This window comes from Microbacterium hydrocarbonoxydans (genome assembly GCF_900105205.1).
Taxonomy (GTDB): domain Bacteria; phylum Actinomycetota; class Actinomycetes; order Actinomycetales; family Microbacteriaceae; genus Microbacterium; species Microbacterium hydrocarbonoxydans.
Genome location: NZ_FNSQ01000005.1, coordinates 684,911 through 710,076, shown reverse-complemented (window position 1 = coordinate 710,076; position 25,166 = coordinate 684,911). Strand labels below are relative to the sequence as shown.

Annotated in this window: 19 protein-coding genes; 7 read left to right on the top strand and 12 right to left on the bottom strand. The window is 68.7% G+C overall.

All coding sequences use genetic code 11. The features are described 5' to 3' along the window. Nucleotides 1-43: 43 nt before the first annotated feature. The 3 genes from BLW44_RS03665 to BLW44_RS03655 all read right to left on the bottom strand — a co-directional run bounded on the left by BLW44_RS03665 (nucleotide 44) and on the right by BLW44_RS03655 (nucleotide 3,786). A complete protein-coding gene (locus tag BLW44_RS03665) occupies nucleotides 44-1,672 on the bottom strand; it encodes a xylulokinase (protein WP_060928731.1) in 1,629 nt (542 codons plus the stop codon). Continuing rightward, nucleotides 1,669-2,388, bottom strand: coding sequence for an L-ribulose-5-phosphate 4-epimerase (locus tag BLW44_RS03660; RefSeq protein WP_060928730.1), 720 nt, complete (start codon nucleotides 2,386-2,388; stop codon nucleotides 1,669-1,671). The genes BLW44_RS03665 and BLW44_RS03660 overlap by 4 nt, the downstream gene beginning before the upstream one ends. Nucleotides 2,389-2,772: 384 nt before the next feature. Next, nucleotides 2,773-3,786, bottom strand: a complete 1,014-nt coding sequence (locus tag BLW44_RS03655) for a LacI family DNA-binding transcriptional regulator (RefSeq protein ID WP_074731579.1) — start codon at nucleotides 3,784-3,786, stop codon at nucleotides 2,773-2,775. Between the two features lie 57 nt (nucleotides 3,787-3,843). Here BLW44_RS03655 and BLW44_RS03650 point away from each other — a divergent pair, with 57 nt between their 5' ends. Further along, nucleotides 3,844-4,689 (top strand): NAD-dependent epimerase/dehydratase family protein, encoded by an 846-nt coding sequence (locus BLW44_RS03650; protein ID WP_060926274.1) that lies wholly within the window; start codon nucleotides 3,844-3,846, stop codon nucleotides 4,687-4,689. Beyond that, nucleotides 4,671-4,775 (top strand): hypothetical protein, encoded by a 105-nt coding sequence (locus BLW44_RS18520; RefSeq protein ID WP_338061389.1) that lies wholly within the window; start codon nucleotides 4,671-4,673, stop codon nucleotides 4,773-4,775. The genes BLW44_RS03650 and BLW44_RS18520 overlap by 19 nt, the downstream gene beginning before the upstream one ends. An 81-nt stretch (nucleotides 4,776-4,856) precedes the next feature. Here BLW44_RS18520 and BLW44_RS03645 read toward each other — a convergent pair whose 3' ends face one another. The 8 genes from BLW44_RS03645 to BLW44_RS03610 form a co-directional block, all read right to left on the bottom strand. Further along, on the bottom strand, nucleotides 4,857-5,894 hold the full coding sequence (locus tag BLW44_RS03645) for an ABC transporter permease (protein ID WP_060926275.1): 1,038 nt from the start codon (nucleotides 5,892-5,894) through the stop codon (nucleotides 4,857-4,859). Then, the gene (locus BLW44_RS03640; RefSeq protein ID WP_060926276.1) at nucleotides 5,891-6,958 is read right to left on the bottom strand and encodes an ABC transporter permease; all 1,068 of its coding nucleotides are present in this window, start codon (nucleotides 6,956-6,958) and stop codon (nucleotides 5,891-5,893) included. The genes BLW44_RS03645 and BLW44_RS03640 overlap by 4 nt, the downstream gene beginning before the upstream one ends. Then, complete coding sequence (locus BLW44_RS03635; RefSeq protein ID WP_060926277.1) at nucleotides 6,955-8,562, bottom strand: sugar ABC transporter ATP-binding protein; 1,608 nt, start codon at nucleotides 8,560-8,562, stop codon at nucleotides 6,955-6,957. The genes BLW44_RS03640 and BLW44_RS03635 overlap by 4 nt, the downstream gene beginning before the upstream one ends. 95 nt (nucleotides 8,563-8,657) lie before the next feature. Next, entirely contained in the window at nucleotides 8,658-9,656 is a 999-nt protein-coding gene (locus BLW44_RS03630) for a substrate-binding domain-containing protein (RefSeq protein WP_060926278.1), read from the bottom strand. A 180-nt stretch (nucleotides 9,657-9,836) separates the two neighbouring features. Further along, nucleotides 9,837-11,384 carry a sugar ABC transporter ATP-binding protein gene (locus BLW44_RS03625; RefSeq protein WP_060926279.1) on the bottom strand — a complete coding sequence of 516 codons (1,548 nt, stop codon included), beginning with the start codon at nucleotides 11,382-11,384 and terminating at the stop codon, nucleotides 9,837-9,839. Then, nucleotides 11,381-12,400, bottom strand: a complete 1,020-nt coding sequence (locus BLW44_RS03620; protein ID WP_060926280.1) for a LacI family DNA-binding transcriptional regulator — start codon at nucleotides 12,398-12,400, stop codon at nucleotides 11,381-11,383. The genes BLW44_RS03625 and BLW44_RS03620 overlap by 4 nt, the downstream gene beginning before the upstream one ends. Nucleotides 12,401-12,555: 155 nt before the next feature. Then, nucleotides 12,556-15,639 carry a carbohydrate binding domain-containing protein gene (locus BLW44_RS03615; RefSeq protein ID WP_245647371.1) on the bottom strand — a complete coding sequence of 1,028 codons (3,084 nt, stop codon included), beginning with the start codon at nucleotides 15,637-15,639 and terminating at the stop codon, nucleotides 12,556-12,558. 631 nt (nucleotides 15,640-16,270) lie between these two features. Continuing rightward, nucleotides 16,271-17,530 (bottom strand): D-arabinono-1,4-lactone oxidase, encoded by a 1,260-nt coding sequence (locus BLW44_RS03610; protein ID WP_060926281.1) that lies wholly within the window; start codon nucleotides 17,528-17,530, stop codon nucleotides 16,271-16,273. A gap of 44 nt (nucleotides 17,531-17,574) precedes the next feature. Between BLW44_RS03610 and BLW44_RS03605 the strand changes: the two genes are divergently transcribed. The 5 genes from BLW44_RS03605 to arfA all read left to right on the top strand — a co-directional run bounded on the left by BLW44_RS03605 (nucleotide 17,575) and on the right by arfA (nucleotide 23,542). Next, the gene (locus tag BLW44_RS03605) at nucleotides 17,575-18,621 is read left to right on the top strand and encodes a LacI family DNA-binding transcriptional regulator (protein ID WP_060926282.1); all 1,047 of its coding nucleotides are present in this window, start codon (nucleotides 17,575-17,577) and stop codon (nucleotides 18,619-18,621) included. A 137-nt stretch (nucleotides 18,622-18,758) separates the two neighbouring features. Beyond that, nucleotides 18,759-20,096, top strand: a complete 1,338-nt coding sequence (locus BLW44_RS03600) for an extracellular solute-binding protein (RefSeq protein WP_060926283.1) — start codon at nucleotides 18,759-18,761, stop codon at nucleotides 20,094-20,096. Beyond that, nucleotides 20,093-21,049, top strand: a complete 957-nt coding sequence (locus tag BLW44_RS03595; protein WP_060926284.1) for a carbohydrate ABC transporter permease — start codon at nucleotides 20,093-20,095, stop codon at nucleotides 21,047-21,049. Before BLW44_RS03600 ends, BLW44_RS03595 begins: the two co-directional genes overlap by 4 nt. Next, complete coding sequence (locus BLW44_RS03590) at nucleotides 21,049-21,960, top strand: carbohydrate ABC transporter permease (protein WP_060926285.1); 912 nt, start codon at nucleotides 21,049-21,051, stop codon at nucleotides 21,958-21,960. The genes BLW44_RS03595 and BLW44_RS03590 overlap by 1 nt, the downstream gene beginning before the upstream one ends. 58 nt (nucleotides 21,961-22,018) lie before the next feature. Then, nucleotides 22,019-23,542, top strand: coding sequence for an arabinosylfuranosidase ArfA (gene arfA, locus BLW44_RS03585; RefSeq protein ID WP_060926286.1), 1,524 nt, complete (start codon nucleotides 22,019-22,021; stop codon nucleotides 23,540-23,542). A 106-nt stretch (nucleotides 23,543-23,648) separates the two neighbouring features. On the opposite strand, the gene BLW44_RS03580 is transcribed toward arfA, so the two are convergent. Beyond that, entirely contained in the window at nucleotides 23,649-25,136 is a 1,488-nt protein-coding gene (locus BLW44_RS03580; protein WP_060926287.1) for an MFS transporter, read from the bottom strand. Nucleotides 25,137-25,166: the final 30 nt, after the last annotated feature.

Below are 25,166 nucleotides of genomic sequence, written 5' to 3'. Positions count from 1 at the left end.
CCTTGGGTGTTCCGGTGTCGACGTGGAGAGTTCGCGTGGGAGGTCAGAGGGCGGTGGTCGCGGCGGCTTCGATGGCGAGGCCTGCGCGGTAGCGGTCGAGGTACGCGGCGAAGCCGGCGACGTCGGCGGGGTCGGGCTCGGCGACGGCGAGGGATGCCGAGGCGAAGACCTGTTCATCGAGATAGGTGCCGAGCGAGACCGTGTCGGCGTGCGCCAGGTACGACGCGAGCACCGCGATCCCCCACGCCCCGCCCTCGGAGGCGAGTTCGCCGACCGCGACGGGAGCGCCGAGCGCTCCGGCCAGGAAGCGCTGCGCGACCCCGGCGGTGCGGAACATGCCACCGTGTGCGAACATCCGGTCGAGTTCGACGCCCTCGGCGGTGAGCACCTGCATCCCGAGCGCGAGGGTGCCGAACACGCCGTAGAGCTGCGAGCGCATGAAGTTCGCGAGCGTGAAGGCGCTGTCGGGGGTGCGCACGAACAGCGGGCGTCCTGTGGTGAGACCCGCGATGGGCTCGCCGGCGAGATGGTTGTAGGCCAGCAGGCCGCCGGCATCCGCTTCGCCGTCCAGAGCCTCGCGGAAGAGCGCATCGAACACGGCGTCGTCGCTCAGCGGCTGCCCTGCGGCGGCGGAGAACCGCGTGAACAGGCCAGCCCAAGCGGCGAGCTCGCTCGCGCCGTTGTTGCAGTGCACCATCGCCACGGCGTCGCCCGCCGGGGTGGTCACGAGGTCGAGCTCGTGGTGCACCTCGGCGAGCTGGCGCTCGAGCACGACCATCGCGAAGATGCTGGTTCCTGCCGAGACGTTGCCGGTGCGGGGCGACACCGAGTTCGTCGCGACCATGCCGGTGCCCGCATCGCCCTCGGGAGGGCAGAGCGGGATGCCGGGGGTCAGCTCGCCCGACGGATCGAGCAGGGCCGCGCCCTCGGCCGTGAGCGTTCCGGCGGCGGAGCCTGCGGGCAGGACGGTCGGGAGCAGTGCGCGGGCCGACGCGGGAAGGCGGTCGGCGGCGAGGGCGTCGTAGGCCTGCAGCATCCGCTCGTCATAGTCGCCGGTGGCAGAATCGATCGGGAACATCCCGGAGGCATCGCCGACTCCGAGCACGCGCTCGCCCGTCAGCCGCGTGTGGACGTAGCCCGCGAGGGTGGTGACGAAGTCGAGCTGCTGGACATGCGGCTCGCCGTCGAGCACCGCCTGGTGCAGGTGCGCGATCGACCAGCGCAGCGGGATGTTGACCCCCAGCAGGCCGGTCAGCTCGGATGCTGCGGCGCCCGTGTTCGTGTTGCGCCAGGTGCGGAACGGCGTGAGCAGCTCGCCCTGCGCGTCGAAGGCGAGATAGCCGTGCATCATCGCCGAGATGCCGATCGCCGCGAAGGTCTCAGGGCGGACGCCATGACGCTCGTGCGCGTCGGCGACGAGGGCGGCGTAAGCCGACTGCAGGCCCGACCAGACCTCGTCGATCGAGTAGGTCCAGAGGCCGTCTTCGAGGCGGTTCTCCCACGCGAACGATCCCGTGGCGAGCACCTCGGTGGCATCCGATCCGATCAGACAGGCCTTGATGCGGGTGGAGCCGAGCTCGATCCCCAGGCTCGCGCGGCCGGCGAGGAGGTCGTCGCGGGCGGTGCTGCCGGTGCTGGTCGTGGTCGTGTCAGTGCGGGTCGTGTCGCTCATCGTCGGGCGTCCGAGTTCTGTCCGTAGACGTTCTGGTAGCGGTCGAAGAGGCTGTCGATCGCCTCCTGCGGGATCGGGATCAGCGGGCCGGCCTCTCGGGCGTGGTGCACGGTGCGGGCGACGTCCTCGACCATGACGGCGGCCTTCACGGCATCCTTCGCGTCGACTCCGATCGTGAAGGGCCCGTGGTTCTGCATCAGCACAGCGCGGCTGCGGTGGCCGGTGAGCGTCTGCACGATGCCGCGGCCGATCGAGTCGTCGCCGATGATCGCGAAGGGGCCGATCGGGATCGGGCCGCCGAATTCGTCGGCCATCGCCGTGATGACGCAGGGGATCTCCTCGCCACGTGCGGCCCAGGCGACAGCGAACGTCGAGTGGGTGTGTACCACCCCGCCGACGTGCGGCATGTGGCGGTAGACGTAGGCGTGTGCGGCGGTGTCGCTCGAGGGCGAGCGATCGCTGCCGGGAGTGCCGGGGATCACGGCGCCGTCGAGGTCGCAGAGGATCATGTTCTCGGGGGCCAGGTCGTCGTAGCTCACGCCGGACGGCTTGATCACGAACAGATCCGCTCCGGGGACCCGGCCGGATACATTGCCGCCGGTCCAGACGACCAGTCCGTAGCGGACGAGTTCGCCGTGCAGGCGGGCGACGTCCTCGCGGACGGCCTGGATGGAGGCGGCGATCTCGTCGGAGAAGGCGGGGGCTTCGTTGCTCACGGGTACCTCAGGGTCGGCGGTGGTCACTGTGACCGGTCACAGCAGTGTGTCATGGGGGTATGGGGGCGGTCAAGGGATCGGTGCCGAGAGGCGGGCGTTCACAACTCAGCACGAGCCGAGCGCCGGCCCGACCGCGGCCGCGGAACCACGCGAGCCCTGCGGCAGGGTGGAGCCGTTCATGCTGAGCTGTGAACGCGACCCGCTCCACAACTCCGGAGCAACGGCACCGCGCGCGCGGCGGCGTCACGGGAGCACACCGATGTCAGCTCGGCACGGTGGCGCATCTCCGGAGTTGTGGAGCGGCACGGCGTCGCGCGGCGCGGCACGGCGCGGCGGGTCGACGCCGCACGGCGCGGCGCGGCGGGTCCGAGACGCACCGGCGCCCTAGCGGGGAGGGGCGACCGAGTCGCGCGCCACGAGCACTGGCGCCACGGGAGGAAGGTCGGACGCCGCAGCCCCGGCGCCGCGTGCCAGCACCGCCGCCACCGCGCGGCGTGCCGACTCCGCGAAGTCCTGTCGGACGGTGGTGAGCCTCGGCCAGTAGAACGCGGCATCGGGGATGTCGTCGAAGCCGACCACGCTGATGTCGCCCGGCACCGACAGCCCCGCCTCGTGCAGGCCGCCGAGCAGCCCCAGCGCCATCTGGTCGTTGGCGGCGAAGACCGCGGTGACGCCGGATTCCCGCACTGCCTCGACCGCGGCGTAGCCCGAACCCGCCGTCCAGTCCCCCTCGATGACGGGGCCGGCGAAGAGTCCGCGCGAGGCGATCTCGGCGGCGAATCCCTCAGCGCGCGACTCCGCCTCCAGCCAGTCGGCGGGACCGGCCAGGTGCGCGATGCGGGTGTGGCCGGCGTCGGCGAGCGCCGCCACGGCGAGCCTGGCCCCTGCGGCCTGGTCGACGGACAGCCCCCTGGCCCCCCGGTCGGCCGCGTGCAGTGTCACGATCGGGACGCCGATGCGCAGCGCGTCGAGGGCCTCGAGGGTGCGGGCGTGCGGCGCGACGACGACGATCCCCTCGACACCCTGCACGACGAGATGGTCGACGGCGGCGACGACTGCCGCGGCGTCACCGGCATCGGCGAAGGCGGCGCTGAGCCAGTAGCCCGCTTCTCGCGACGAGGCCTCGAGTGCGGCGATGCTCCGTGACGGCCCGTACTGCAGGGCATCCGAGGCGAGCACCCCGAGGATCCGGGAGCGCCGCGTCCCCAGCGCCCGCGCGGCGTTGTTCATGCGGTAGCCGAGCTCGGCCATCGCGGCGATGACACGTTCTCGAGTCTCGGCGGCGACCTCCGGGTGATCGTTCAGCACCCGCGAGACTGTCTGCCGGGAGACCCCGGCTCGGGCGGCGACCTCACGCACGCCGACGGTGCGTCGCTGGTCGCTGCTCGTGTCACTCACGCCGACGAGTGTATGCCGAGCGGCCCACCCCGCCCGCCTTCGTGCCACTCTGGACACATGCGCATCGCACTCACCGGATCATCGGGCAAGCTCGGCAGCGTCGTCGCGCGGGAGCTCCGCGCGAACGGCTACGAGGTCATCGGCATGGACGTCGCAGGGCAGCGCGGCCCCGACTTCGTGCAGGTCGATCTGACGGATTACGGCCAGGTCGTCGACGCCCTGACCGCGGTCGGCGACCGCCACGACGGGGTCGACGCCGTCGTGCACCTGGGCGCCATCCCCGCGCCGGGCATCCGCAGCGATGTGGCGACGTTCCACAACAACATGCCCGCCACGTTCAACGTGTTCTGGGCGGCGGTGCGCCTCGGCATCAACCGCATCGTCTACGCGTCGAGCGAGACCGTGCTGGGTCTGCCGTTCGACGTCCCGCCGCCCTACGTCCCCGTCGACGAGGACTATCCGGCCCGGCCCGAATCCGTGTACTCACTGGTCAAGACGCTCGAGGAGCAGCTGGCGACCGAGCTGGTGCGCTGGCACCCCGATCTGTCGATCACCGCGCTGCGATTCTCGAACGTCATGAACCCGGAGGACTACGCGGAGTTCCCGGACTTCGACGGCGATGCACTGCGCCGCAAGTGGAACGTGTGGGGCTACATCGATGCACGAGACGGCGCCCAGGCCGTGCAGCGGGCGCTCGAGGTCGCGGCTCCCGGGTTCGACCGGTTCATCATCGCAGCGGCGGACACGGTCATGTCCCGCCCGAACGCCGAGCTGCTCGCCGAGGTGTTCCCCGACGTCCCGGTCGCCCGCGAGTTCGGTCCGAACGAGACGCTGCTGTCGATCGACAGGGCGCGCCGCATCCTGGGGTTCGACCCGCAGCATTCCTGGCGCGACCACGTCTGACCGGCATCGACGCCGCGCTGATCCCGTACCACGACTGGGATCGCCGCGGCCCGTCGACCATGCGGGTCTGGATCCCGACGGTGTGACCTCCGCTCCCGACTCACCGCGAACGGCCCCCTCTCCGATCGAGAGGGGGCCGTTCGTCGCTGCGGTGCGAAACCCGCGCGCTACTCGCGTCTGCGGGTCACCGCCCGCTGCAGCAGCACGAACACGAGCAGGATGCCGCCGGTGATGATCGTCGTCATCTCCGGCGGGATGCCGCCGTCACGCGTGATGAGCACGTTCATCAGCCCGAGCACCAGCGCCCCGATGACGGACCCCAGCACGTAGCCGTAGGCGCCGGTGAGCACGGTGCCTCCGATCACGGCGGCCGCGATCGCGTCGAGCTCCCAGCCGATGCCCGTGATGTTCTGGGCCGTGCCGAGCCGCGCGGTGTAGAGCACCGCCGCGAGGCCTGCGAGGGCGCCGCTGATCACGTAGACGAGCACCTTGGTGCGCTGCACCGACAGCCCCATCAGCAGTGCCGAGCTCTCCGAGCCGCCGATCGCGTAGACCGTGCGTCCGGTGCGGGTGCGGTGCAGCACGAAGAAGGCGGCCGCCACGACGATCACGGCGACGAGCACCGCGGGGGTGATCACGAGATCGTTCACCTTCGGTCCGTCGATGATCTTCAGCTGCGTCCCGATCCAGCGGATGGGCGAGTCCTCGCCGAGTCGCTCGGGCTTGGTGCTGAGCAGCGAGGCGAGCCCGCGCCCGAGGAACATCATCGCGAGGGTCGCGATGAACGGTTGCACGTTGAAGTACCTGATCAGGATTCCCGACACCAGCCCGAAGAGCATGCCGATGCCGATCATCGCGACGATCACGGCGAACGCGTTCCATCCGGCGTTCGAGAGCATCACCCCCGCGACCGACGACACGGCGATGATCGAGCCGACCGAGAGGTCGATTCCTCCCGTGAGGATCACGAAGGTCAGGGCGACGGCGAGCACGATGAGGTGCGCGTTGTTGATGAGCAGGTTCGACAGCGTGTTGAACTGCACGATGCGCCCGTAGGCGATCTCGCCGAACACGACCATGCCGACGAAGATCACGACCGAGGCGATCGTCGGCAGCACCGACGGGTTCGCCGTGATCATGCGTCGCACTCGGTCGACGACGGTCTCCGTCGCCTGCGGTGCGGGGGTCGCGGTCATGGTGCTCATGCGGCCACCTCTTCCTTCACCACGGTCGGTTCGACCGGTCGGGCCTTGCGTCGGGTACGGAACCAGCTGCGCACGCGCTGCGACTGCAGCAGGCACAGCGCGACGATCACCAGCGCCTTGAATGCGGGAGTCGCCGACGAGGAGATGCCGAGGTACAGCACCGTCTTGTCGAGCGTCGCGATGAGAAGCGCTCCGACGAAGGCCCCGCTGAGCGAGAACTTGCCACCGGCCAGTGACGCGCCGCCGATGACGACGGCGAGGATCGCGTCGAGCTCCAGCTGATAACCGGTGCGCGAGATGTCGACCGTCATCACGCTGCCGACCGACATGACGCCCGCGATACCCGCGAGGATGCCGCTGAGGATGTAGGTCGTGAGCAGCAGCCCCTTCGGCTTGATGCCCGCCATCCGGCTGGCCCGCGGGTTGATGCCGATCGCCTCGATCATCAGGCCCAGCGCACTGCGCCTGACCACCCAGCCGACCGCGATCACGATGAGCACGGCGAGGATGAACACGACGGGGATGCCGATCACGAAGCCGTTCGCGATCCACCGGAACGAGTCGTTCGAGGCCGTGGTGTTCTGCCCTCCGGTGATGACCTTGGCGATGCCGCGGCCCGCCAGCATCAGCACGAGCGTCGCGATGAACGGCTGCAGTCCGACGTAGGCGACGAGGATGCCGTTGACCGCCCCGAGGATGCCGGTGATCACCAGGGCGAGGCCCACCGCGGCGAGCGCGGCGCCGAACGAGTCTCCTGCGGCGCTGAGGAACTCCATCGACACGGCCCCGGCGACAGCCATCAGCGAGCCGACCGAGAGGTCGATGCCGCCCGTGGCGATCACGAGCGACATGCCGATCGCGATCATCATCACCGGTGCCGCCTGGCGCAGGATGTCGATCAAGTTGCCGACGAGATGGCCGTTGTTGGGGTTGATCGAGAGCGCGAGGTACGTCGGATCCTTGATGACGTTCAGGGCGAGCAGCGCGATGATCGCGACGATGCCCCAGAAGAACGGCTTGCGGATCAGTTCCCGCCAGAATGTGGTGCCGGCTGCGGCGGTCATCGCGCTGCCTCCTTGTCAGTCGTGTGGCCGATGGTATCCGGCAGCGCGCCGTCGGCGTCGTCGAGGGTGTCGGCGGCGGCATCCACACCGTGTGCGGCGATCACGTCGACGATCACCTGGGCCGTGACGTCGGGACCGTTCTGGATCTCGCCGATCTTGCGGTGGTCCTTGAGCACGACGATCCGCTCCGACAGGCGCACCACCTCTTCGAGCTCCGAGGAGATGAACACCACGGCGACGCCCTCTTCCGCGAGCTCGGCCACCGCCTCCTGGATCTCGGCCTTGGCGCCGACGTCGATGCCGCGCGTCGGCTCGTCGAGGATCAGCAGCTCGGGCTGCGTCGCGAGCCAGCGACCGAGCAGCACCTTCTGCTGGTTGCCTCCGGAGAGGTTCTTGATCATCCGATCCGGGTCGGCCGGCCGTACGTTCAGCTGCGCGACGTACTTGTCGACGATCGCATCCTGCTCCTTGCGGCTCATCGGTCGCGCCCAGCCGCGCTCGGCCTGCACCGCGAGGATGATGTTCTCGCGCACGGTCAGGTCGCCGATGATGCCCTCGTCGCGACGGTTCTCGGTCGAGAACGCGATGCGTCGCGGCAGTGCATCCGCGGGAGAGCGCAGATCGACCTTGCGGCCGTGGAGTTCGATGGTGCCCTCGTCGGTGCGGTCCGCACCGTAGAGCAGTCGCGCGAGCTCGGTGCGCCCAGAGCCGAGCAGGCCGGCGAAGCCGACCACCTCTCCCGGGCGGATCTCGAGATCGGTCGTCTCGACCGCGCCCCGTCGCGCGATGCCGGATGCGGCGAGCAGCGGCTTCTCGTCGGCGTCGCGCGGTGCCCGGCGACGGTTGCCGCCCAGCGACTTCAGCGCGTCGAGGTCTTTGCCGATCATGGTCGAGATGAGGGCGTGGCGGTCGAGATCGCGCGTGAGGTACTCGCCCTGGTACTGGCCGTTGCGCAGCACCGTGAGGCGGTCGCTGATCGCGTAGACCTGGTCGAGGAAGTGCGAGACGAAGAGGATGGCGACACCCTGGTCGCGGAGCGACCGGATCACGGTGAAGAGTCCGTCGACCTCGGCCGCGTCGAGGCTGGAGGTCGGCTCATCGAGGATGAGCACCTTCGCCTTGATCGCCATCGCGCGGCTGATGGCGACGAGCTGCTGCAGCGCGATCGAGAGCGTCGACAACGGCTTGCGGGTGTCGAGGTGGCCGAGACCGAGCCGATCGAGGGCGTCGGTCGCCGCTCGGTGCGTGGCCGTCCAGTTGATGCCGAACACACCGCGCAGCTCGTGACCGAGCATCACGTTCTCGCCGATCGAGAGGTTCGGGGCGAGGTTGACCTCCTGATACACCGTCGAGATCCCGGCATCCTGCGCGTCGCCGGCGCCGCCGAAGCTGCGCTCCTGCCCTGCGACGACGATCGACCCGGAGTCGATCTGGTAGACACCGGTCAGTGCTTTGATCAGGGTCGACTTTCCTGCGCCGTTCTCTCCCATGAGCGCGTGGACCTCGCCCTGGAAGAGACGGAAGTCGACCCCGTCGAGGGCTTTCACGCCGGGGAACTCGATCGAGATCCCGCGCATCTCGACGATGGGCAGTTCTTCATTCATCGCTGTCTCTCCGTCCGGAGAGCCCGGGTGGCGCAATCCTGCCGCCCCACCCGGGCTCGCTGCCGGATCACTCCGGCGTCGGTGTCGATGCTCGGTCAGTACTTGCGGTCGGCGAGCACGGCCTGCGCCGCCTCGGCGGAATCGAACGCCTCACTCGGCACGACGATGTACGAATCGACATCCTCGCCCGCGAGGGCCTTCTCGACGACCTCGAGTGCGGTCTCACCGAACAGCGGGTTGTACTCGTGCACGTAGCTGAGCTGGCCGTCGGCGAGCGCCTGCATGGCGTTCTTGGTGCCGTCGATCGTGGCGATCTTGACGTCCTCACCGACGACGAGTCCGGCCTCCTCGGCAGCCTGAGCGGCGCCGAGACCCATCTCGTCGTTCTGTGCGAACACCAGCTGGATGTCGTTGCCCGAGGACTTCAGCATGGTCTCGAAGACGCTCTTGCCCTCTTCCGCCGACCAGTTCGCGGTCTGCGCGTCGAGCTTGGTGAGCGACGAGTCGCCGAGCCCCTCATCGAAGCCCGTGTTGCGCTCGTTCACGACGCCCACACCGGCAGGACCCTCGAGCACGACGTAGTTGCCGCCGTCGGGGAACGTGGCGGCGGCCCAGGTGCCGACCTCCTTCGCGACCTCGACGTTGTCGGGGGCGATGCGGGTCACGTACAGGCTGTCGTCGTCGGGCTCGATGCCGCGGTCGAGCAGGATGACGGGGATCTCCGCCTCCTGCGCACGCTTGAGCGAGTCCTCCCAGCCGGAGGCCTCCGTGGCCGACAGCAGGATGACGTCGACGCCCTCGTCGACGAACGACGTGAACGCGTCGATCTGCGACTTCTGGTCGAGGTTGGTGGCGGGGGCGTACTTGAGGTCGTATCCGGCTTCCTCCGTGAAGGTGTCCTGGATGTTCTGCTCGTTGGCCTCGCGCCACGCGCCTTCTGGGCCGACGGCCACGAAGCCGACGGTGGTGATCTCCTCCGAGCCCCCGCCGTCGCCGCCGCCGGAGTCGCCCGTCGAGCAGGCCGCAAGGCCGATGGTGAGTGCGCCGACTGCTGCCAGGCCGAACGCGACGCGGATGCGCTTCTTCGCGGACATGATTCTCCTCCTTGAGACGCCGGTAGTCACTCCGGCAACGGTGGACCGGTCGTGGTCCCTGTCGTGATTGCAGGACTGCGGCATCGCATGTCCTGCGGTGATGTTACCGGGAACAATTTCTGGAACACAAGTGGTTCCGACGAAATCAGCGTTTCTCGTTGGTCACGATTCTGTTACCGATCACAGTTCGCTCGTGAGGCTCATCTCCGCTGCGATCATCTCGACGACCGTATCGACCGTGACTCCGGGTCCGTTGCTGAGCTCCCCGATCTTGTCGCGGTCCTTCAGCACGATGATGCGATCACTCAGTCGCACGACCTCCTCGAGCTCCGACGAGATGAAGATGACGGCGACGCCGTCTCCGGCCAGCTGGCTGATGCGGCGCTGCACGTCGAGCTTCGCCGCGATGTCGATGCCGCGCGTCGGCTCGTCGAGGATCAGCACGTGCGGCCGCACCGCCAGCGCGCGGGCGAGCAGCACCTTCTGCTGCGTTCCTCCCGAGAGCAGGCCGACCGGGCGATCGAGATCGGCCGGATCCAGATGCAGCGCCTCGACGTAGGTCTCCACGATGCCGGCGGACTCGGCCTGCGAGAGCGGACGAGTCCATCCGCGCAGCGCCTGGAGCGAGAGGATGATGTTCTCGCGCGCGGTGAGGTCGCCGATGATGCCCTGCGTTCCGCGGTTCTCCGCCGACAGGGCGATGCGATGCCGCAGTGCTGCCGACGGGTTCTTCAACTGCACCTTCTCGCCGTCCACCCACAGCTCGCCGCTGTCGGCACGCACCGTGCCGCTCAGCAGAGAGGCGAGCTCCGTGCGTCCCGAGCCTCGAAGCCCCGCGAGGCCCACGATCTCACCGCGCTGCACCTCGACATCCATCCGCTCCAGCTCTCCGCGGCGACCGACATCAGAGGCCAGCAGCGCGGGCTCGCCGTCGGATGCGTAGTGGTGCGCCTTGCGCTCCGAGCCCAGCGCTCTGAGGCTGTCGATGTCCTTGCCCAGCATCTTCGAGATCAGATCGGCCCGCTCGAGGTCCCGCGTCGCGTACTCGCCGACCCGTCGTCCACCGCGCAGCACCGTCATGCGGTCGCTGATCGCGAACGCCTGCTCGAGGAAGTGCGAGATGAAGAGGATCGCGACGCCTCGCTGCCGGAGGCCCCGGATGACGCGCATGAGCGTGGCGACCTCGGCGACGTCGAGGCTCGACGTGGGCTCGTCGAGCACGAGCACCCGCGGCTCGTCCACGACCGCACGGGCCAGCGCGACCAGCTGCTTCTGCGCGGGCGTCAGCATCGACAGCGGCGTCTTCGGGTCGAGGTCGTCGAGCCCCAGCCACGCCAGCGCCTCGCCGGCATCCGCCCTGGTGCGGCGCCAGTCGATGCCGAAGAGCCGGCGGCGCTCTCTGCCGAGCATGACGTTCTCGGCCACGCTGAGGTTCGGGCTCAGCTGCGCCTCCTGGAACACGGTGGCGATACCGGCCGCGCGGCTGTCGGCGACTCCCGAGAAGCGGCGCGGCTCGCCGTCGACGAACACCGTCCCCTCCTCGGGTGCGAGCGTGCCGGTGATCACCGCCACGAGCGTCGATTTGCCCGCGGCGTTCTCACCCATAACGGCGTGCACCTCGCCGGGGAACAGCCGGAAGTCGACGTCGTCGAGTGCGCGCACGCCGGGGAAGTCGACCGTGATGCCCTCGAGCCGCACCACCGGCTCGGGAGCACGGTCGAGTGTCATCGCGACTCCCGGGGAGCCGCCGAGGATGCGCGAGCCACGAGCTCGGTCGGGATTCGGGTGAGCGCCGGGATGTCGCGCCCCTCGATCGCCGCACGCAGCATCTCGACGACCGCGCCGCCGAGCGCGCCGAAGTCCTGGCGGACCGTCGTCAGCGGCGGCAGGAAATGCCGGGCGAGCGGCACGTCGTCGAATCCGACCACGCTCAGGTCCGTCGGCACCTCGAAGCCTCTGTCGTGCAGTCCGTGGATGAGTCCGATGGCCATGTCGTCGTTCGCGGCGAAGATCGCGGTGTAGTCGGGCAGACGCGTCAGGCCCTTGGCGAAGTCGTACGCGAAGTCGGCAGACCAGTCGCCGACGACGATCGGCCGTTCACGGATGCCCCACGACTTGGCCCGCGAGTGGAAGGCGCGCTCGCGAGCCCTCGCGTCCAGCCAGTCCAGGGGGCCCGCGAGATGCAGGATGTCGCGGTGTCCGAGCGCGACGAGGTGGTCGACCACCAGTGTCGTGCCCGCGTGCTGGTCGATCGACACCGTCAGGAAGGTCGGATCGGCGTCGGCCTTCACCACGAGCATCGGCACCGTGATCGCGATGCGACGCAGAGCCGCGACGGACGACGAACGGGGCGCGATCACGCAGAGCGCATCGACACCCTGGGTGACGAGGTTGTCGACCGCCTCCTGCGGCGACAGCGCATCGCCCTCATGGAGCGCGATCGGTGTGACCGAGTACCCCGCTGCACGGGCGGAGAGCTCGACCGCGCGCAGGATGCTGGTCGGGCCATGTGCCACTGCGCTCTCGACGATCACGCCGATCCGACGTGTGCGCTGCGTGGCGAGTGCGCGGGCGACCATGTTGGGCCGGTAGTCGAGCTCTTCGATCGCCTCGAGCACGCGCCGCTTGGTGTCGGGCTTGATGTTGGGGTGATCGTTGAGCACCCGCGACACCGTCATGTGCGAGACGCCAGCGATGGTGGCGACCTGACGGATGTTGGGCTTGTCGGAACCGACGTTCACCATGCGCACCTCCGTCGGCCATGCCTCGGAGAATGTTACCGAGAACACCCCCGGACCTGCAACGGATGACGGGCGACTCGCCCCTTCCTTCGGCGCAGCCGGAAGGAAGGGGCGGGTCATTCGGAGGTCAGTCACTGCCGACGCGCGGCTTCCTCACCTCAGTCCGTCCCGATGTCTGCGACCCGGGCTGTTCTGCGGCGCAGGATCCAGAACGCCGATCCGAGCGCCAGCAGCAGCGCGCCGAGCAACGCCGCCGCCACTGATCCGCTCGCATCGCCGCCGGTAGCGGCCAGGGACCCACCGGTGCCGTCGCCTCCCCCGCCGGAGGATGAGCCACCATCGGTGCCGCCACCGGAAGCACGCGTGACCGTGATCGGCAGTCGCGCGAGCTCGGTCTCACCATCGCGCAGGATGATGTGGTGCAGACCGGCTGTCGCATCTGCCGGGATCACGACGGTGGCCTCGATCGCGCCGCCTTCGACGGCGACCGTGGCGAGCGCCCGGTATGTGCTGGCGATGCCGATCTCGACCTCGTCCGCTGCCACACCGGCAGCGGTGACGGTGACGGATCCACCCGCCGCGACCTTCGACGCGGAGAGTTCAGCGGTCAGCTGCGATCCCGGGCCGTCGTCGACCGTGTCGAACGACCAGTTGTCGACCTCGAACAGGTCGACATCCGCGCCGACGCCCTCGGGGCCGGCGAAGACGAAGAACACATCGTGCTCGCCCGTGGCACCGGTGACCTCGGCCTCGACCGTGGTCCACTCGCCGACCGCGCCGTCGACGGGGATCTCCGCCACTACGGGGCCGTCGACGTCATCCAGACGCACCTGGATGCTGCTGCCGGCGACCGACGGCTTCACCTTCGCAGACACCGTCTGTGCTCCCGAACCGAAGTCGACACCGGAGATGCCGGAGAAGTCCCCGTCATCGATGCCCGAGAGCACCATGTTGCCCGAACCGTTGTGCTCGGGGAACTCGGCCGAGGCGGCATCCGTCTTGGCCGTGGTGATGCCCAGCTGCCAGGCCAGCGTCTCGGCCTCGAAGGTGCGGTACGGGTCGAAGCTCTCGACCTGTTCCACGCCCGCCTTGGTTCCGACGATCGGCTTGATGGTGCCGTCCTGGTTGAACTCGAGCTTGTCGATATGCACCGAGCGGTATCCCTGTGTCGCGCCCGGGGTTCCGAGAGCCGACGCCCACGCCGCCCCACGCGTCTGCGCGTGGTAGGTGAAGTAGGTCTCGCCCTTGTAGCTGAACATGTCGGAGTGGTTGTTGCCGCCGTTGCCCGCTCCGAAGAACGTGCCCTGGTTCTGGAACGCCACGCCCGCGTACTCCGAGGAACCGAGCTTCATCGGGTCATCGGTCATCATGTACGCGATCGCACCGCGCGACGGGTACTGTCCCGGCGCCTCGTTCACCTGGAAGTTCGACGAGTACGAGTAGTAGTACTTGCCGTCGCGCTTGAACATGCTCGACGCTTCGAACATGCCGGGGGCATCGATCTCGACCGGGTCGCCGTCGAGGGTGACCATGTCGTCCTTCAGCTTCACGACACGGGTCGACTTCGGGTTCTGCGGTCCCTGCACGTTCGGCGCGGTGCCGATCTGCGAGTTGCCGCCGAAGTACAGGTAGCCCTGGCCGTCGTCGTCGATGAACACCTCGGGGTCGAAGAGCCACATGCCTGCGGGGAATCCGCCGTCGGCGATGTAGTCGCGCGACACCGTGTCGGGGATGATCTTCTTGCCCAGCGGGTCCTCCCACGGGCCCAGCGGCGAGCCGCCGACGACGACCGCCGTGCCGGTTCCGCTGTCGCAGAAGTAGAGGTAGACCTTGCCGTCCTTCTCGATCGCCGCGGGAGCCCAGGAGTTGCGGGCCCAGGGGGCCGCGCCGCCTTCGCGGGCGATCGGCACCGTGCCGTGGTCGACCCAGTTGACCATGTCCGTCGTGGACATCACGTTGAGCCGGGTGATGCCGCCGTAGCCGTTCGATTGGGTCGGCAGGCCGTTCTCGTCCTTGCTGTTCAGGTCGTACTGCTGGGTGTCATCGGTCGAGTAGATGTAGAGACGCCCGTTGTAGACGAGGTGGTGCGGGTCGGCGCCGAACTTGTGGCCGACGAGCGGGTTGTGGTCACCGATCGGCTTCGTCTGCACCTTCTCGAGGCTCGTGAACGCGGGCCCTTCGGGCGCATCGGCGATCTTGACGAGCGAGAGCTCGTCGACCGAGAAGTCCTGGAGGGCGTCGGAACCCCACGGGGTCTCCACGAACAGCCATCCCGCGGCGACGTGCCTGGCTTCGGCCGTGAACTCCTGCGAGAAGCTGCCCCATTCGCCCTTCGTGAATGTGTGCCCGTAGTCGGCGCAGCCGTTGAAGTTCGTGGGGCAGAAGGTGAAGTTGAACTGCTGGGTGGCATTGCCCTCGTCGTACTTCAGCTTTCCGGTGAGGCGGTACGAGGCACCGAGCTCGATCTTGTCCGCGACACTCGCGAACGGACCCGACTGGGTGTTCTCCCGGCCGGTGACCTTCAGGGAGTGCGCGCCGCTCGCCGCATCATCGCTGAGAGCCAGCGTGCCGCCGCGGGTGTTGGTCCACCCCGTCAGGTCCGAGACGAAGCGGCCGTCAGGCAGGAGGTTGCCCGGCACCGCCGGCGGCTCGGTGACGGCGGGGGCCCCGCCGTCGGTCGTCAGCGAGACGTCGTCGATCACGAACGACTGCACGTCGGTGTTCCAGGGCGTCTCGACGAAGAGGATGTCGTAGTCGGCCGTCAGGGGCGAGAACGTCTTCTCGAGGGTCGACCATTCGCCGGCCGTGGCCGTCGCGGAGACCACCACGTCGCAGCGACTGCGCGTCGAGGTGCACAGCACGACATTGAAGTCCTGCGTGGCCCGACCGGCGTCGAACTTCAGAGACAGCGAGAGGTCGTAGGACTGCTCGGTCTTCAGCAGGCCCGTCACCGTGGCGGTGGGGCCCGACTGGAAACTCGAGCGGTCGCTGATCTCCAGAGCTTTCGCACCCGTAAGGGCGTCGGTGCTCTCCGCGAGCGTCCCGCCCAGCGGAGCAGTCCATCCGGACAGTCCGCTCTCGAAGGTGCCGTTGTCGATGATGCTCGCGGGAGCGGCGAAGGCCGCCTCCGGTACCCCGGCGGCGGTCACGGATGACGCGACGAGCGCCGCGACCCCCAGAATCGCTGCGGGAAGCGAAACGGACCGGCGGTGCCGATCGACGGTTCTCAGTTGTGGTTTCACGTGTTGCTCCTTGCGGTAGGTCTCGCTCGAGGGCGCGCGGGCGCGAACCCGCACCGGCCCGCTTCTTCCGTGAAGAAGCCGTGGACAGTGCTGTCTCGAGCGAAGGTGGGATAGCGACCGACAGCGTCTTCGCAGCAGCGGATCGCCGCGGGCGCGCGTCAGTCCCCTTGTGGGGTCGATGGGATTCGGGAATCGAGGAGTGGTGACAGCGCCGCTCCGCACCGGGGAAGAGCGGATGGATGCGATTCCTCGATCTGCCGGCGTGCTCGAGGCAGATCCCTCAGCCGGCGTGCTGCCGGCAGGGCTTCAGCTCGCCGGCGCCAGCACTCAATGCAGCTTTCGAAGTTCTCGCGTAGCGGCGTGACGCACGCGGAGGCGTCGTGTGGCGCGGTGCGCGACCCGATCGAGATAGACACGGATGACGCCGTTCATGCACTCTCCTCCTTGAGATGCCGAGGTCGCGAACACGCTGCCTCAGTGGCTCCGAGCGGAGCCGCGACGATTGCTGTCCCTCGGATGTTACCGGTAACAGAATTCGGAATGCAAGAGTCTTCGTCGATCCACGACCGACCATCTCTGCAAGAGGCCCCCGCGGGTCCCGAAGGTCACCTCGTGGTGCACAGGAACCGCGCTACAGCCCGAGGCGCTCCAGATACGGGTTCACCAGGCGCCGCTCGGGGTCGAAACGCGCCGCGAGGGCGGCGAAGTCGTCCCACCGGGCGTAGCGCGAGCGCACCTCTGCCGGGTCGAGCGTGAAGACCTTGCCCCAGTGCGGGCGGGCCGTCGCCGGCAGCAGCGCCTCGAGGGTCGGCAGGAACTCGCGCACCGCCGCCTCATCCGGCTTCCACGTGAAGTGGATGCCGACGGCATCCGTGCCCTGCGACGAGCTGAGCCACAGCTCGTCGGCGGCGACCGTGCGGATCTCGTTCACCAGCAGCAGCGGTGCGATCTGCCCCGCGAGGGTGCGGACGGCCTGGATCGCCGCGACCGCGTCGGCCCGCGGCACGAGGTACTCGCTCTGGATCTCGGCGCCGGCAGACGGGGTGAACTCGAGCTTGAAGTGCGCGAGCCGCTCGAACCACGGCCCCGGCTCGCCGAGCTGCTCGGTGCAGGCGACCGGATCGACGCCGAGGATCGGATGCCGCTTGCTCTCGGCAGGCTCCGCACCGAGCCGGGCGAAGAGGTCGGCGCGGGTGTTCTCGCGTGCCTCGGGCTGTCGCTGCTTGACCCAGATCTGGTCGGCGATGTCGGTGCGCTCCCACCGCGAGAAGATGCTGACGCTGGTGCCGATGCTCGTCACCTCGTCGAAGTCCGCGAGGATCGCATCCCAGGACGGATGCTCGAACACGTGCTGGGCGACCTCGTAGGTCGGCTCGACGTCGAGGGTGAGGTCGACGACTGCGCCGAGCGCGCCGAGGCTGACCACCGCACCGTCGAAGTCCGCGTCGCCGCGGGCGAGTGTGCGGACCTCACCAGCGGGGGTGACGATGGTCAGTGCGCGCACCGCGGAGGCGAGCGAGCCGATGCCGTCGCCCGAGCCGTGCGTGCCGGTCGCGACGGCGCCGGCCACGGAGATGTGGGGCAGGGAGGCGAGGTTCGCGAGAGCCAGACCCTCGGCGGCGAGGAGAGGCGCGATGTCTCCGTACCGGAGGCCGCCCGAGACGCGGACGGCATCCCTGGCGTCGTTCACGTCGAACATCCGGGGCATCCGGTCGAGGACGATGAGCACCCCGTCGGTGTCGGCGATGTCACTGAAGCAGTGCCGCGAGCCGAGCAGCCGCACGGCGCCGCCGCGGGCGAGCAGTCCCTGCAACTCGTCGGTCGAGGCGGGGTGCTCGATCGAGGATGCGCGGTAGGTGACGTTGCCTGCCCAGTTGCGTTCGGTGGTCATCGGGCCATAGTAGCCAGCGGGTGCGCCATCGATAGGCTGACCGGATGACTGCGATGCCGCCGCCCCGCCCGACCATGAAGGACGTGGCGGCGCTCGCGGGCGTCTCTCCCAAGACCGTCTCGAACGTCGTCACCGGCACGACCGCGGTGAGCGAGGACACGCGCCGCAAGGTCGAGGCGGCCATGGCCGAGCTCGACTTCGTGCCCAACCTCAACGCCAGAGGGCTGCGCAAGGGGCGGTCGGGGATCATCGCGGTCGCCCTGCCCGATCTTGCGACCGCGTTCTCGGCCGAGCTCATGCACCGCATCGTGGATGCCGCGCACGAACGGGGCCTCGCCGTGCAGATCGAGGAGACCGCGACCGACCCCGAGCGTGAGCGCGAGCTCGTGTCGCGCGCCCGCGCGCACCTCGTCGACGGGCTGATCCTGAACCCGATCCGCCTCGAGGACAGCGTGCTGAAGTACGCCGACCGCCTGCCACCGCTCGTGGTCCTCGGCGAGGTCGAGCAGAACCGCGCGGATCACGTGCGGATCGACAGCCGGCTGGCCGCGGCCGACGTCACCCGCCATGTCATCGCGCAGGGCGCGACCAGGATCGCCGTGATCGGAGCCGACGACGACCCGTCGGTCGCCACGGCCACCAGCAGGCTCCGGCTCGCCGGCGTGCACGATGCGCTGCGCGACGCCGGCATCACCCGCGATGCGGCCCTCGAGATCAACCCGATGCCCTGGTCGATGACCGGCGGCGCGAGAGGGGTGCAGACGCTGCTGCGGCGCGGCGTGCCCTTCGACGCGATCATCGCTTTCACCGACACGCTGGCGCTCGGCGCCCTGCATGCCCTGCACGATCACGGCGTGAGCGTGCCGGACGACGTGATCGTGACGGGCTTCGACGACGTCGAGTTCTCGCGCTACACCGCGCCCTCGCTCACGACCATCGCGTTCGATCGCCGTGCCTTCGCGGACGCCGCGCTCAGCCTGCTCGAGTCGCGGATGGACGACCGCGCCACGGTGCCGCGGGCGCTGACCCTCTCGCACCACCTCCTCGAGCGCGACAGCACGCGGGGCCGCCCGCGCGGCTACCGCCCCTGACCGGCATCCGTCCGCCGCTGCCCTGCCTCGCCGGGCGCCGATCGCGCCTCCGAGCGCGGTCGCCGATTCCTCTTGCGCGTTCGATTACATCGATGTAATGATGGGGCGACCCCGCCCGCTGTCACGAAGGAGTGACGATGACGCCCCCGCTCGATATGTCCAGACGGCAGTTCCTCACAGCCGCCTCGGTGACCGCCGCAGCAGCTCTGCTCGCCGGCTGCGCTCCCGGCACCGTCCCCGGCTCGAACACCACCACCCTGCAGTTCTGGCATCTGCTGTCCGGCGGCGACGGCGTGACCATGTCGCAGCTGCTCGACACCGCGAACTCCGCGCAGAGCGCGTACCGCATCCGCCCCACCGTCCTCGCCTGGGGCACCCCGTACTACACCAAGCTCGCGATGGCGGGTGCCGGCGGCCGTGCGCCCGACGTCGCGATCATGCACGCCACTCGCACGGTCGGCTGGGCGCCGGGCGGGCTGCTCGACCGCTGGGACACCGACCGCCTCGCCGAGCTCGGCATCGACAGCTCGACGTTCCCGAAGCCCATCTGGGAGAAGGGCTTCGTCGGCAAGGACATGTACAGCATCGCGTTGGACGCGCATCCGTTCGTCGCGATGTTCAACACCGACATCTGCGATGCAGCCGGCGTGCTCGACAGCGACGGACGCCTCGCCGAGACCTCCTCCCCCGAGGAGTTCCTCGACCAGCTGCGCACGATCGGTGGCAAGGCCGAAGGCCACGCCCTCTCGTACGGCTACCTGGGCGACGGCGCGCAGATGTGGCGCCTCTTCTACACCTTCTATTCGCAGCACGGCGGCGCGATGGAGCTGCCGGAGGGCGGCAAGGCCGTGATCGACAAGGATGCGGCGGTCGAGTCGCTGACGCTCATGCGCACGCTGCTCGACGGCGAGATCGCTCTCGCGCAGGCCGACTACGGCAGCGCGGTCGCCGAGTTCGCGACCGGCAAGAGCGGGATGCTCTTCACCGGCGTGTGGGAGTTGCGCACCATGCAGAACGCGAAGATCCCCTTCGACGCCACCATGATCCCCACCCTGTACGGCACCCCGGCCGTGTACGCCGACTCGCACTCGTTCGTGCTGCCCCACCAGACGAACGCCGACGAGAAGAAGCGCGACCTGACCTACCGGTTCGTCGCCGACATGCTCAAGGGGTCGTTCGGATGGGCCGAGGCCGGTCACATCCCCGCGTTCCTGCCGGTGACCGAATCCCCCGAGTACGCGGACCTGGTCCCGCAGGCGAACTACGCCGAGGCCGCCCAGCACGTCGTCTACGACCCGACCGCCTGGTTCACCGGCTCAGGGTCGAACTTCCAGAGCGAGTTCGGCGCCGCCGTGCAGGGAGTCCTGCTCTCCGGCGACGACCCCGCCGCCGCGATCGACCGCTTCGAGGCCAGGGTCAACACGCTGCTGCGTCAGCCCAACCCGGCCGATCCCGAGGGGACGTTCGCATCATGAGCACGACCACCGCCACCGACTCCACCCGCACGATCGTCACCGGATCGAAGTCCGGCGCTCCGATCCGTCGCGCCGGCTCCCGGAACCGCGAGCAGCTGGTCAGCTGGGCGTTCCTCACGCCGTTCCTGATCGCCTTCGCCCTGTTCCTCGTCTGGCCGATCGTGCACGGCATCATCCTCAGCTTCACCGACCAGTCGCTCACCGGCGCCGGCGGGGCCTTCGTCGGCTTCGCGAACTACGCCGAAGCCCTCACCGACCCCAAGATGTGGCAGTCGATGGGCAACACCGTCTGGTTCACGCTGCTCTCGACCGTCCCCCTCGTCGTGATCGCACTGCTCATGGCCGCCCTCGTCGACCGCGGCCTCCCCGGACAGTGGCTCTGGCGCCTGTCGTTCTTCATGCCGTACCTGCTCGCCTCGACCGTGATCTCGCAGATCTGGGTCTGGATCTTCAACCCGCAGATCGGTGCGGCCAACAACATCCTCGAGTTCTTCGGCCTCGAGCCGCTGGCCTGGCTGCAGAACCCCGACACCAACATGCTGTCGATCGTGATCGCCACCGTCTGGTGGACGGTCGGATTCAACTTCCTGCTCTACCTCGCCGCGATGCAGAACATCCCGCCGCAGCAGTACGAGGCCGCCTCCCTCGACGGGGCCGGACCGTGGCGGCAGTTCTGGTCGATCACGCTCCCGCAGCTGGGACCCGCGACCGTGCTGATCCTGATCCTGCAGATCCTCGCCTCGCTGAAGCTGTTCGACCAGGCGTACCAGATGCTCGGCGGTGTCGCGAGCGACACCACGCGCTCGATCGTCCAGTACATCTACGAGGCCGGCTTCGTCAGCTACCGATTCGGCTACTCGGCCGCGATCTCCTATGTGTTCTTCGCTCTCATCGTCATCATCGGCGTCGCGCAGGCTCTGATCATGCGCCGCCGGAAGGAGCCGCAGCTGTGATGTCCACCGCCACCCTCACCCGCACCGAAGCCGTCACGACCACGAAGGCCCGCGGCCCGAAGCGTTCGCGCCTCCCCGGCCAGAAGCCGTTCGGCCTCCTCCGCATCAGCGCGCTCGTGGTGCTGATCCTGCTCGCACTCGGCTGGCTGCTCCCGTTCCTCTGGGCGGTCGCGACCGCCTTCAAGACCGAGACGGATGCCGCCTCCGGCGACCCCTCGTGGATCGGCGCCTCCGGGCCGACGGTCGAGGCGTTCACCGCGATCCTGTCGCAGGGCAACGTCTATACCTGGGCGTTCAACAGCCTGTGGACCTCGATCGCGGTGACGCTCATCACCCTGACGATCTCGGCGCTGGCCGCCTACGCGTTCTCCCGACTCGACTTCACCGGGCGCAAGTGGCTGTTCGTCGTGATCATCGCCTCGATCGTGGTGCCTCCGCAGGTGCTCATCATCCCGCTGTTCTACGAGATGCTCGCGTTCAACATGATCGACACCTACTGGGGCCTCATCCTCCCCCAGGTCGTGGCGCCGGCGATGGTGTTCATCCTGAAGCGCTTCTTCGACGCGATCCCGATCGAGCTCGAAGACGCTGCGCGGGTGGACGGTGCGGGTCGACTGCGCATCTTCTGGTCGATCGTGCTGCCGCTCTCCCGACCGATCCTGGCCTCCGTCGCGATCTTCGTCTTCATCGGAGCGTGGAACAACTTCCTCTGGCCGTTCCTCGTCATCAACGACACCACGCTGATGACGCTGCCGGTCGGACTCCAGACGGTGATCAGCGCCTACGGCGTGCAGTACGCGCAGGTCATGGCGCAGGCCGTGCTCGCCGCGCTCCCCCTGATCGTCGTGTTCATCATCTTCCAGAAGCAGATCGTCAAGGGCGTCGCGACCAGCGGCTTCGGCGGTCAGTAGTCCCCCCACCCGGCCGCAGCGCCGGATCCCGGCTCGAGAGCCAGAACCAAGGAGAGCAATGTCTCAGGCCCGCATCACCATCGACCGCGACTTCACCATCGCCGACGTCCCCCGGAGGCTCTTCGGGTCATTCGTCGAGCACATGGGACGCTGCGTGTACACCGGCATCTACGAGCCGGGACACCCGCAGGCAGACGAGCGCGGCTTCCGTCAGGACGTGCTCGCCCTGGTGAAGGAGATGGGTCCGACCGTCATCCGCTACCCCGGTGGCAACTTCGTCTCAGGATATCGATGGGAGGACGGCGTGGGTCCGGTCGAGGATCGGCCGGTCCGCATCGACGGCGCGTGGCACACGATCGAGACGAACGCCTTCGGTCTGCACGAGTTCATGGACTGGGCGAAGGAGGCCGACGTCGAGGTCATGGAGGCCATCAACCTCGGCACCCGCGGCGTCGAGGAGGCGCGCGCACTGGTGGAGTACGCGAACCACCCGAGCGGCACCTACTGGTCGGACCTGCGGCGCAAGAACGGCGCCGAGCAGCCCTTCGACATCAAGCTGTGGTGCCTGGGCAACGAGCTCGACGGCCCGTGGCAGATCGGCGGCAAGACCGCGACCGAGTACGGACGCCTCGCCCAGGAGTCCGCCAAGGCCATGAAACTCGTCGACCCGTCGATCGAGCTCGTCGCGGTCGGGTCGTCCGGGCGCTCGATGCCGACGTTCGGCGCCTGGGAGCACACCGTGCTCACGCACGCCTACGACGAGGTCGACTTCGTCTCGATGCACGCGTACTACCAGGAGCACGACGGCGACGCCGAGTCGTTCCTCGCGGAGTCGGTCGACATGGATGCGTTCATCGACGGCGTCATCGCGACGATCGACGCGGTGAAGGCGGCGGGCAAGCACACCAAGCAGGTGGACATCTCGTTCGACGAGTGGAACGTGTGGGACCAGGTGAAGTACAACGACGTCGAGGCGGGCGAGATCGCCAAGGCGGGGTGGCGGGAGCATCCGCGTCTGATCGAGGACACCTACAACGTCACGGATGCCGTGGTCGTGGGTACGCTGCTCAACAGCCTGCTGCGTCACGGCGACCGCGTGAAGATCGCCAACCAGGCACAGTTGGTCAACGTGATCGCACCGATCCGCTCGGAGGAAGGCGGACCGGCCTGGCGGCAGACGAGCTTCTGGCCGTTCGAGCGCATGGCCCGCCTCGCGAAGGGGCGCATCCTGCGCCTCGCGGTGTCGGCGCCGCAGATCGAGACGAAGCGCTACGGCGGGGTCGACGCGGTGGATGCCGCGGCCACGTGGGACGAGGAGACCGGACGGGTCGTGGTCTTCGTCGCGAACCGCTCGCTGGACGAGGAGAGCGATCTGACGGTGGAGCTGCGCGGCCTGACCGGGCTGCGCGTCGTGAACGCCGAGACGCTCACGATCCCGGAGGGCGGGGACCGGCACACCTCGAACCTCGAGACCACCCCCGACACCGTGCACATGGTTCCGCTGGGTGCGGCGGAGGTCGTGGACGGCGCCGTGCGGGCCACGCTGCCCCCGCTGTCGTGGTCGGTGATCGAGCTGGCTTAGTTCCCTGACACAGTTCCTGGCTTGGTTCCCTGACACAGTCCCCTGACACGCAGATGCCCGGGTCCCTCGCGGACCCGGGCATCGCTGCGTCGAGGGCGATCGACGCCTAGGTCCGCCGTGCGCCATCGGGCGTGACGGGCTTCTCCCCCGACTCCACCAGCGAGAGCGGATCCGCGATGTCCTCCAGCGACTTGCCCGCCGCACTGACGCCGAAGATCCCGCAGACGACCCCTCCCAACATCATGATCGCCGCCCCCAGGACATAGCCCCAGAAGAGCGGGCCCCGGTCGCCGGTCTCCGCGCTCTGGCCGATGAGCGATCCGTACAGCACCGGCGCGATGGCGCCGACGAGCTGGCCGATGGAGAAGACGTAGGAGATCACCTGGCTGCGCAGCTCGAGCGGGAAGATCTCGCTCACGGTGAGGTAGGCGGCCGAGGCGCCGGCGGAGGCGAAGAAGAACGATGCGCACCAGAACGCCGTGTGGGTGCCGGCGTTGAGCACGCCCGCGTTGAACAGGAACGCGCTGACGAGCAGGATGCCGCCGGCGAGGACGTAGGTCGCGAACAGCATCCGCCGCCGACCCCAGGTGTCGAAGAAGTGACCGAGCACCAGCGCGCCCGCGAGGTTGCCCACCGCGAAGACGATGAAGTACTGCGAGGCGGAGGCAGGAGGCGTGTCGTAGAAGTTCTCCAGCACCAGGGCATAGGTGAAGAAGATCGCGTTGTAGAGGAACGACTGCGTCACCATCATGGTGATGCCGACCATCGTGCGGCGGGGGTACTTGCGGAACAGCACCTTCGCGATGACGAGGAACGGCACGCGTCCGTACTCCTTCACGGTGATCGCCTTGCTCTCGTCGACCGGCGGGATGGTCTTGCCCTCAGCACGGATGCGCTCCTCGATCGCGTCGACGTTGCGCTCGGCCTCGTCCTCGCGTCCGTGGGTCATCTGCCAGCGCGGGCTCTCGGGGATGTGGCGACGCAGCCAGATGATGAGCACGCCGAGCACGGGTCCGAGGAAGAAGCTGAGGCGCCACCCGATGTCGGCCGGGAGGATGTCGGTGTTCAGGAAGAACAGGTTCGCCACGGCACCGAGGGCCGCGCCGCCCCAGTACGTCCCGTTGATGGCGATGTCCACGCGACCGCGGTACTTCGCGGGGATGATCTCGTCGATCGCGGAGTTGATGGCCGCGTACTCGCCGCCGATGCCCGCGCCGGCGACGAAGCGCCAGATGTAGAAGAACCAGGGTGCGAAGGCGAGACCAGCGACCGCCGACCCGACCAGGTACACCGCGAGGGACACGAGGAACAGGTTCTTGCGCCCGAGCCGATCCGCGAGCCGACCGAACACCAGCGCGCCGAACACCTGTCCGAGCAGATAGCAGGTGCCGGCGAGACCGACCTCGGCGGGACCCATCCCGAGCGTCGCGGCATAGCCGTTCGCCGCGACGATCTGCACCTCGAGACCGTCGAGGATCCAGGAGAACCCGAGTCCGACGACGATCAGCCAGTGGAATCGGGACCACGGCAGCCGGTCCATCCGCGCGGGGACGAGTGACCGGACCTCCTTGGCGGGGACATCGGTTGCGGACATGGAGCCTCCTTCTCGAACGGCGCACGACGG

Excerpts from the sequence above, each read along its gene's own strand:
- BLW44_RS03595 (WP_060926284.1), top strand. The coding sequence starts at position 20,093 with ATGAGCACGACCACCGCCACCGACTCCACCCGCACGATCGTCACCGGA.
- BLW44_RS03590 (WP_060926285.1), top strand. The coding sequence starts at position 21,049 with ATGTCCACCGCCACCCTCACCCGCACCGAAGCCGTCACGACCACGAAG.
- BLW44_RS03665 (WP_060928731.1), bottom strand. The coding sequence starts at position 1,672 with ATGAGCGACACGACCCGCACTGACACGACCACGACCAGCACCGGCAGC.
- BLW44_RS03645 (WP_060926275.1), bottom strand. The coding sequence starts at position 5,894 with ATGAGCACCATGACCGCGACCCCCGCACCGCAGGCGACGGAGACCGTC.
- BLW44_RS03640 (WP_060926276.1), bottom strand. The coding sequence starts at position 6,958 with ATGACCGCCGCAGCCGGCACCACATTCTGGCGGGAACTGATCCGCAAG.
- BLW44_RS03610 (WP_060926281.1), bottom strand. The coding sequence starts at position 17,530 with ATGACCACCGAACGCAACTGGGCAGGCAACGTCACCTACCGCGCATCC.
- BLW44_RS03630 (WP_060926278.1), bottom strand. The coding sequence starts at position 9,656 with ATGTCCGCGAAGAAGCGCATCCGCGTCGCGTTCGGCCTGGCAGCAGTC.
- BLW44_RS03600 (WP_060926283.1), top strand. The coding sequence starts at position 18,759 with ATGACGCCCCCGCTCGATATGTCCAGACGGCAGTTCCTCACAGCCGCC.
- arfA (WP_060926286.1), top strand. The coding sequence starts at position 22,019 with ATGTCTCAGGCCCGCATCACCATCGACCGCGACTTCACCATCGCCGAC.
- BLW44_RS03620 (WP_060926280.1), bottom strand. The coding sequence starts at position 12,400 with ATGGTGAACGTCGGTTCCGACAAGCCCAACATCCGTCAGGTCGCCACC.
- BLW44_RS03605 (WP_060926282.1), top strand. The coding sequence starts at position 17,575 with ATGACTGCGATGCCGCCGCCCCGCCCGACCATGAAGGACGTGGCGGCG.
- BLW44_RS03635 (WP_060926277.1), bottom strand. The coding sequence starts at position 8,562 with ATGAATGAAGAACTGCCCATCGTCGAGATGCGCGGGATCTCGATCGAG.
- BLW44_RS03650 (WP_060926274.1), top strand. The coding sequence starts at position 3,844 with ATGCGCATCGCACTCACCGGATCATCGGGCAAGCTCGGCAGCGTCGTC.
- BLW44_RS03625 (WP_060926279.1), bottom strand. The coding sequence starts at position 11,384 with ATGACACTCGACCGTGCTCCCGAGCCGGTGGTGCGGCTCGAGGGCATC.
- BLW44_RS03580 (WP_060926287.1), bottom strand. The coding sequence starts at position 25,136 with ATGTCCGCAACCGATGTCCCCGCCAAGGAGGTCCGGTCACTCGTCCCC.